Here is a 6926-nt window from a genome sequence, read left to right as displayed (position 1 = left end):
AACATTAACAATAAAATAAAAAAAGGGTAATCCCAGAAAAACCAGAATTACCCCTATTTTAGATATTTAACAAAAATTACGCAAAAGCTGCCATTTTCACATCGTTATTACCAAGGATTTGTTGTAATTCCTCAGCGTCAACGGTTTCTTTATCTATCAGCATTTGAGCAATTTCATCTAAAACCTTGCGGTTACTGACTAATACTTCTTTAGCTCGAATATAAGCAGTATCAACTAATTTCCGAACTTCTTCGTCAATAGCAGCAGCGGTTTCTTCTGAGAAATCGCGTTCTGACATAATATCTCGACCCAGGAACATATTTCCTTGTTGACGACCCAGGGCTACTGGACCCAAGCGATCGCTCATGCCAAACCGAGTTATCATTTGTTTAGCTACTCTAGCCACTTGCTGTAAATCATTAGAAGCACCAGTAGTCACTTCCTCTTCACCAAAAATGATTTCTTCAGCCAGACGACCACCTAAAGCCACAGCCATTTGATTTTCCAAATAAGCACGGCTATATAAGCCAGTGTCCATGCGGTCTTCACTAGGAGTAAACCAAGTTAAACCACCGGCTTGACCACGAGGAATAATGCTAATCTTTTGCACAGGGTCATAGTCAGGCATTAAAGCCCCAACTAAAGCGTGACCTGCTTCATGGTATGCAACCAAAGTTTTGCGCTTTTCGCTCATTACCCGGTCTTTCTTTTCGGGTCCAGCTAATACACGGTCAATTGCATCATTAATTTCATCCATCGAAATTTCAGTTAAATTGCGACGGGCGGCTAAAATTGCGGCTTCATTCAACAGGTTAGATAAATCTGCACCGGTAAAACCAGGAGTCCGGCGGGCAATTTTATCCAAGTCTACATCTTTAGATAAAGTTTTACCACGGGCATGAACTCTGAGAATTTCACTTCTACCAGCGTAGTCGGGACGGTCAACCACAACTTGACGGTCAAAACGACCTGGACGTAATAAAGCAGCATCTAATACATCAGGACGGTTGGTAGCAGCAATAATAATAATACCAGTGTTACCTTCAAAACCATCCATTTCCGTTAGTAACTGGTTGAGGGTTTGTTCCCGTTCGTCGTTACCACCACCTAAACCAGCACCCCGTTGACGACCTACTGCGTCAATTTCATCAATAAAGACGATACAAGGAGCATTGGTTTTCGCTTGTTCAAATAAATCGCGGACACGGGAAGCACCCACACCAACGAACATTTCCACAAATTCAGAACCAGAAATTGAGAAGAAAGGAACACCTGCTTCTCCAGCAACAGCCCGCGCGAGGAGGGTTTTACCTGTACCAGGAGGACCAACTAAAAGTACACCTTTAGGAATTTTTGCACCAATAGCGGTAAAGCGATCGGCATTCTTTAAAAAGTCTACAACTTCATTTAATTCTAATTTGGCTTGGTCAATACCCGCAACGTCACCAAAGGTAACTTGAGTTTGGGGTTCCATTTGCACCCTGGCTTTAGATTTACCAAAGTTCATAGCTTGGCTACCTGGTCCACCTTGTGCGCGACGGAGGAGGAAAAATAAACCAACTAACAGCAATACAGGGAAGAATAAGCTGCTGAGAGCCTTAAACCAGAATCCTTCGTCTGCTTGAGGTAATACGGCAATATCAACACCTTTATTTGTCAGAGTATTGATTAAATCTGGGTCATTAACTAAGGTAACAATCTTTTTGTTAGGGTCATATTTAGGTGTCACCAAGGCTGTAGACCGGTCGGAACTTAAACTGACTCTCTCAACTCTGCCTTTTTCGACTTCTTGGATAAATTGGCTGTAGCGCCATGTTTCTCGGCTTTGAGGTTGTTTGTCAAACAATGCCGTTCCTAGCGCAATAACCACTATAAAAAGGAGCGCGTACAGCCCCGTATTTCGCCATTTTTTATTATTCACCGATGTTGATTCTCCTGTACTTGTTTGCTGCTTATACCTAGCTTCTCTAAGGAAGAGGACATTATGATAATTATGTTAACTTATCTTAATATATCTTAAAATAATCCTCCTGTCACAATAAAAATAATCTGTTCTACCCTACAGGCCTAAAAGATGAGGATAGTAGAAATTCTATTGTAGCGATTCTTTGCGGGAGTCAGGAGTCAAGGAGTCACCGAGTCAAGAGTCACCGAGTCAGGAGTCAGGAGAAAATTACCCAATGACCAATGACCAATGACCAATGACCAATGACCAATGACCAATCAATCTTTTTCTGGTGGTCTAATACTAACTGTGCCGTCGGCATTTGTAACGACCTTTCCTCCCAAGGCTTCAATTTCCTGAATTGCTCGGTTGCGAGTTTTTTCATCTACATTATTGTTTAAAACCATTGCCCATGTAGCCACTCGTGCTGCTTTACTATCAGGATTTTTACTCAAAAAATTGGCAGTTTTTTGAGAAATAAACGCTACTTGCTTACCTTCTTCATCAGTATAAGTGCTTGCCCACTCTGCGGCTTTGAGAAAAGATTTTTTTGATGCCTGAGCATTACCTAAAAATAATAACTCATCTGTGCCTTTGTAGCGCCAGATATAGTATGACCTGGGGGGAATTTGTGGTGATAAAGATTTTAATCCTTTTTCCATTAAAGCTATAGTTCTATTTGGCATACCACCGTATAAAGAACTACTTATAGAAAGTCCTAAATAAGCTTCCAAGAAACGTGGATCACGGTCTAAAATAACTTCAAAATACTCTGGGCTGATACTGTATCCGGTTTTATCTCTGGCTTCATTATCACCGAAGAATTGCAAAAAATCAATATATACCCAATCGGCAATGAAATTTTTATAACTAAAACTGGGGATAGCCTCAAGTAAGTTTAAGCGAAAACTTTCTTTCTTGAGGTCTTTTTGGAGAGCTTCTACGGAAATAGATTGTTTATTAGTTAATAGTTTTTGCAGTTTTGGTATTTGCATTAAGCTAATACTGACAATACAAAAGCAAGCAACTAATGGCGTGGTAATAGCTTCACGAGATAAAAACATAGTGGGGGAGTGGGGGAGTGGGGGGCAGGGAATAAAAATTACAGTTACTCAACTTCCACTTCCACTTCCACTTCCACTTCCACTTCCACTTCCACTTTTTCTTCTTTCTTCTTTCTTCTTTCTGACTCGGTGACTCCTGCTCCCTGCTATAAACTAAGCTAACTTAGCAATTTCACCTTCCATGAATTTAGCAATCTGACTAAGTTTTTCCGGTGAGTTGGTTTCCATGTACACTCTCACCAAAGGTTCTGTTCCAGAAGGACGCAGTAACACCCAGCTACCCTCTTCTAAATACAGTTTAATACCATCTTTCCTGCCCACCTCTTTCACCTGAATTCCTGCCACTTCTGAGGGCGGATTTTGGGTGTAGGAATCAATGACTGCGACTTTGTGATCTTCCGTGAGGTGTAAATCCAAGCGATTGTTATACAAAGGTCCATCAGCTTCGGCTATAGCTTCTTGTACCAACTGACTTAAAGGCTTACCTTCATAAGCGATCGCCTCAGCTACTAGCATATCTGCTAAAACCCCATCTTTTTCGGGAATATGCCCAATGATACTTAAACCACCGGATTCTTCTCCACCGATCAAAACGGCGGTTTCCCGCATTTTCTCGCCAATGTATTTAAAACCTACCGCAGTTTCATAAATTTGTAAGCCATACTTAGCAGCAAAATTATCTAATAAATGCGTAGTTGCCACAGTCCTAACAATTGCACCGCTCTTACCCTTGTTTTTAATCAAATGCCGTGCTAGAACTAACAGCACTGTATTGGGAGTGAGAACATTACCTTGTTCATCAACAATACCAAAGCGATCGCTATCACCATCTGTAGCCAAACCCAAATCCGCATGATCAGCCTTCACTGCTGCCACCAACTCAACTAACTGTTCCCCTTTGGGTTCAGGCATACCACCGCCAAACAGGACATCTCGCCAATCGTGGAAACTTTCTAATTGACAACCACAGTGTTGCAAGACTTCATCTAAATATCCCCGTGAGGTAGAATAAAGGGCATCATATTTGACCTTTAAATTCGCACTTTTAATTTTTTCCACATCTAACAAGGTGTAGATAAAATTTAGATAATCGGGCTTCGGATCAAAAGTAGAAATTGAACCAGATGGGTTACTGCCGGGTAACTCGTCCGATGCTGTTTCTATATTGGCGACAATAGTATCAGTAATTTCTGGAGTTGCAGGACCTGCATAATCGGGAATATATTTAATCCCACAATAGGGTGCAGGATTATGACTAGCAGTAAACATCAAAGCCCCTGCGGAATTGAGAAGACGAGCATTGTAGGCAATTACTGGCGTGGGACAATCCCGATCAGTAATTTTCACATTCCAGCCCAAATCCGCCAAAACTGCGGCAGATGCCTGGGCGAACTCGTCAGCTAAAAACCGTGTATCGTAGGCAATTAAAACAGGCCTATCCTGACTATAGGCAGTTTCCAGATAACTAGCGATCGCTCTCGTTACTTTCCGTACATTAGGAAAAGTAAAATCATCGGCAATAATTCCGCGCCATCCATCAGTACCAAACTTTATCTTACCGGAATTGCTAGGGTTACTCATATTGCCACTCTCTCCCGTGCATTATTATGACTATTTACTATTAGGAAACATCCAGCAAAGCTGTGGAACAGCCACTAAGCCGCAAGTATCCCCAAGGTAATTTCTCTCACTCTACATGAGCAATGTCAACCCCCAATAGACCCTTTGTTAGTTACCACCTTTGGTCTTTATTTGCCCCCAGCCGGGGACAGGAACATTGGCATTGCCAAATGAGAAGAGGATTTATTAAAGCGCGACAGCATGAACCCCAAGTCAAAGCTTTATTGGCAACAGCTACCCCACCCCAGCGCATTGGCATTCTTGCCCAAAAAGGTGTGTATGAGTTTCATCGTCATCTTCATTGGTTAACCCAGGTTGATGGTGTGGAAAAAGTGGCGAGGTTATTGAGATTGAGTCAAACCCATGAAACAGTTAAATATCGGGTATTACAAATTTTAAGAAAATATCAAAATGCCCCTTTATTATTAGGTAAGCGGATTCTAGAATTAACTTCAGGTGATGAAGGTTTTCCCAAACCGATTGTGATTGAAAAACAAGATTACTGCTTTCGGTTATATGCCGCTATGGATTGTATATTTATTGAGTCTGATAGCACCTTACATATTTTAGATTTTAAAACAGGTAGATCGGCTTTTGACCACAGACAAGCACTAGTTTATTTACTTGCAGCCCGTTATCTTTATCCTGGCAAACCCGCAGTTGCATCTTTTTATAATTTGGAAGCTGGCAAAAAATCGGAATTAATTACTATTAGTAATAGTGAGTTTAAATCTTTAGAATCTGAGTTAGCAAATATTGCCCATCAACATCAAGAAGATTTGCAACAATATGAAGCTAAAAATAGCAACTTCAGTCAAATATTTCCCCCCAATCCTGGCAACCATTGCCGTTTTTGTGCTTTTAATTCTATCTGTGAATTCGCTGATTTAAAACTACCAAAATCTTATGTGATGCCAATTACAAAAGTTAGCGGTAAGCGTAAAGCTCAGTGGCTTTAGCCCTGAGAGTGTCAAAAAATCTCACCCTTCTCCAACATTTTCGTGAGTCGTATTTGGTGATTTAGAAAGTGAGATTGAGTAAGTTATCTTAATTTTGTTCGTTGGGCAATTCCTCACTCGCGCGTATTGTATTCATCTCATCACCTCCCTATCGAGTAGGTGAGAGGCTTATACTGTTTAAGCTAAAATAATTCACAACCATAATTAACTGTACAAATCTTGCTGCATCATCAATCTCCGCCTCAATTATTGATGATTTTGTCAATCTAGCTGTCGGTGATTTGGAGAGTTATGCTACTGGAGAAAAAATTTCCATGCCAAATTAGAAAATAAACCTTAATTACGGGTATTATATGGTTGAGGCATTCCTCATGTTAATAGTCTAAAAGTCCACTTTTTAATTTTCGGAGCTATTCAATGTCAATTTACGTTGGTAATTTATCCTATGAGGTTACAGAAGAAGACCTCAAGCAGGCATTTTCAGAATATGGAACTGTGAAAAAAGCTCAACTGCCTACTGACCGAGAAACCGGACGCGCCAGGGGTTTCGGCTTTGTAGAAATGAGTTCAGACGCAGAAGAAACAGCCGCGATTGAAGCACTTGATGGTTCTGAATGGATGGGACGCAGCTTGAAGGTTAACAAAGCTAAACCCAAAGAAGATCGTGGTGGTGGTGGCCGGAACCGTTACTAAGTTTTAACACCTACAATAAACCGTAATTCTATCAAAACAGACACATATTGTGTCTTTTTTAAGTCCTATGGCGGATTTTATCTGAGTGCTGATATTGTAGTTAAGGAACAAGTCAACTTTTTAATTTTCGGAGTCATTCAATGTCAATTTACGTTGGTAATTTATCCTATGAGGTTACAGAAAATGACCTGAGTGGGGTTTTCGCAGAATATGGAACTGTTAAGAGAGTCCAACTACCTACTGATCGGGAGACTGGTCGGAAAAGAGGTTTTGCCTTTGTAGAAATGGGAACAGAGGCAGAAGAAACAGCCGCAATTGAAGCACTTGACGGTGCTGAATGGATGGGACGGGGCTTAAAAGTTAACAAAGCTAAACCCAAGGAAGATCGTGGTGGTGGTGGTGGACGTGGTGGATATGGTGGTGGTGGACGCGATCGCTACTAAATTTTGCCATTAAAACTCTAAGCATCATATTTTCAGGACAGAGAAAATCTCTGTCTTTTTTAATGTATACAAAAGCTTAGGGATCACCAAAAAATAAATTACCCAATTTTGTGGGATGGGCATCCTGCCTGTCCTTGGTAATTAGCGGGCAATTCGTCCCGCACCACAAGAAACTTTTGGGGATTTTTTTAATTGGAAGTCC

Annotated in this window: 6 protein-coding genes; 3 read left to right on the top strand and 3 right to left on the bottom strand. The window is 40.9% G+C overall.

The window, feature by feature from the left end; all coding sequences use genetic code 11:
- Positions 1-76 precede the first annotated feature (76 nt).
- From ftsH3 to IQ228_RS17595, 3 genes are all read right to left on the bottom strand, one after another.
- A complete protein-coding gene (gene ftsH3 / locus IQ228_RS17605; RefSeq protein ID WP_027401619.1) occupies positions 77-1921 on the bottom strand; it encodes an ATP-dependent zinc metalloprotease FtsH3 in 1845 nt (614 codons plus the stop codon).
- 302 nt (positions 1922-2223) lie between these two features.
- Positions 2224-3009: a hypothetical protein gene (locus IQ228_RS17600; RefSeq protein ID WP_193963759.1), complete on the bottom strand. Its 786-nt coding sequence runs from the start codon at positions 3007-3009 to the stop codon at positions 2224-2226.
- A 153-nt stretch (positions 3010-3162) separates the two neighbouring features.
- The gene (locus IQ228_RS17595; RefSeq protein WP_027401824.1) at positions 3163-4590 is read right to left on the bottom strand and encodes a phosphoglucomutase/phosphomannomutase family protein; all 1428 of its coding nucleotides are present in this window, start codon (positions 4588-4590) and stop codon (positions 3163-3165) included.
- Positions 4591-4712: 122 nt separating this feature from the next.
- Between IQ228_RS17595 and IQ228_RS17590 the strand changes: the two genes are divergently transcribed.
- The 3 genes from IQ228_RS17590 to IQ228_RS17580 all read left to right on the top strand — a co-directional run bounded on the left by IQ228_RS17590 (position 4713) and on the right by IQ228_RS17580 (position 6724).
- Complete coding sequence (locus tag IQ228_RS17590) at positions 4713-5588, top strand: PD-(D/E)XK nuclease family protein (RefSeq protein ID WP_027401823.1); 876 nt, start codon at positions 4713-4715, stop codon at positions 5586-5588.
- Between the two features lie 417 nt (positions 5589-6005).
- Positions 6006-6281 (top strand): RNA-binding protein, encoded by a 276-nt coding sequence (locus IQ228_RS17585; protein WP_193963758.1) that lies wholly within the window; start codon positions 6006-6008, stop codon positions 6279-6281.
- A gap of 140 nt (positions 6282-6421) precedes the next feature.
- Positions 6422-6724, top strand: coding sequence for an RNA-binding protein RbpA (locus IQ228_RS17580; protein ID WP_027401821.1), 303 nt, complete (start codon positions 6422-6424; stop codon positions 6722-6724).
- The last annotated feature ends 202 nt before the right edge of the window (positions 6725-6926 follow it).

Source organism: Dolichospermum sp. LEGE 00246 (genome assembly GCF_015207865.1).
Taxonomy (GTDB): domain Bacteria; phylum Cyanobacteriota; class Cyanobacteriia; order Cyanobacteriales; family Nostocaceae; genus Dolichospermum; species Dolichospermum heterosporum.
The sequence above is the reverse complement of the archived record's forward strand: the minus strand, read 5'-3'. Positions and strand labels throughout refer to the sequence as shown.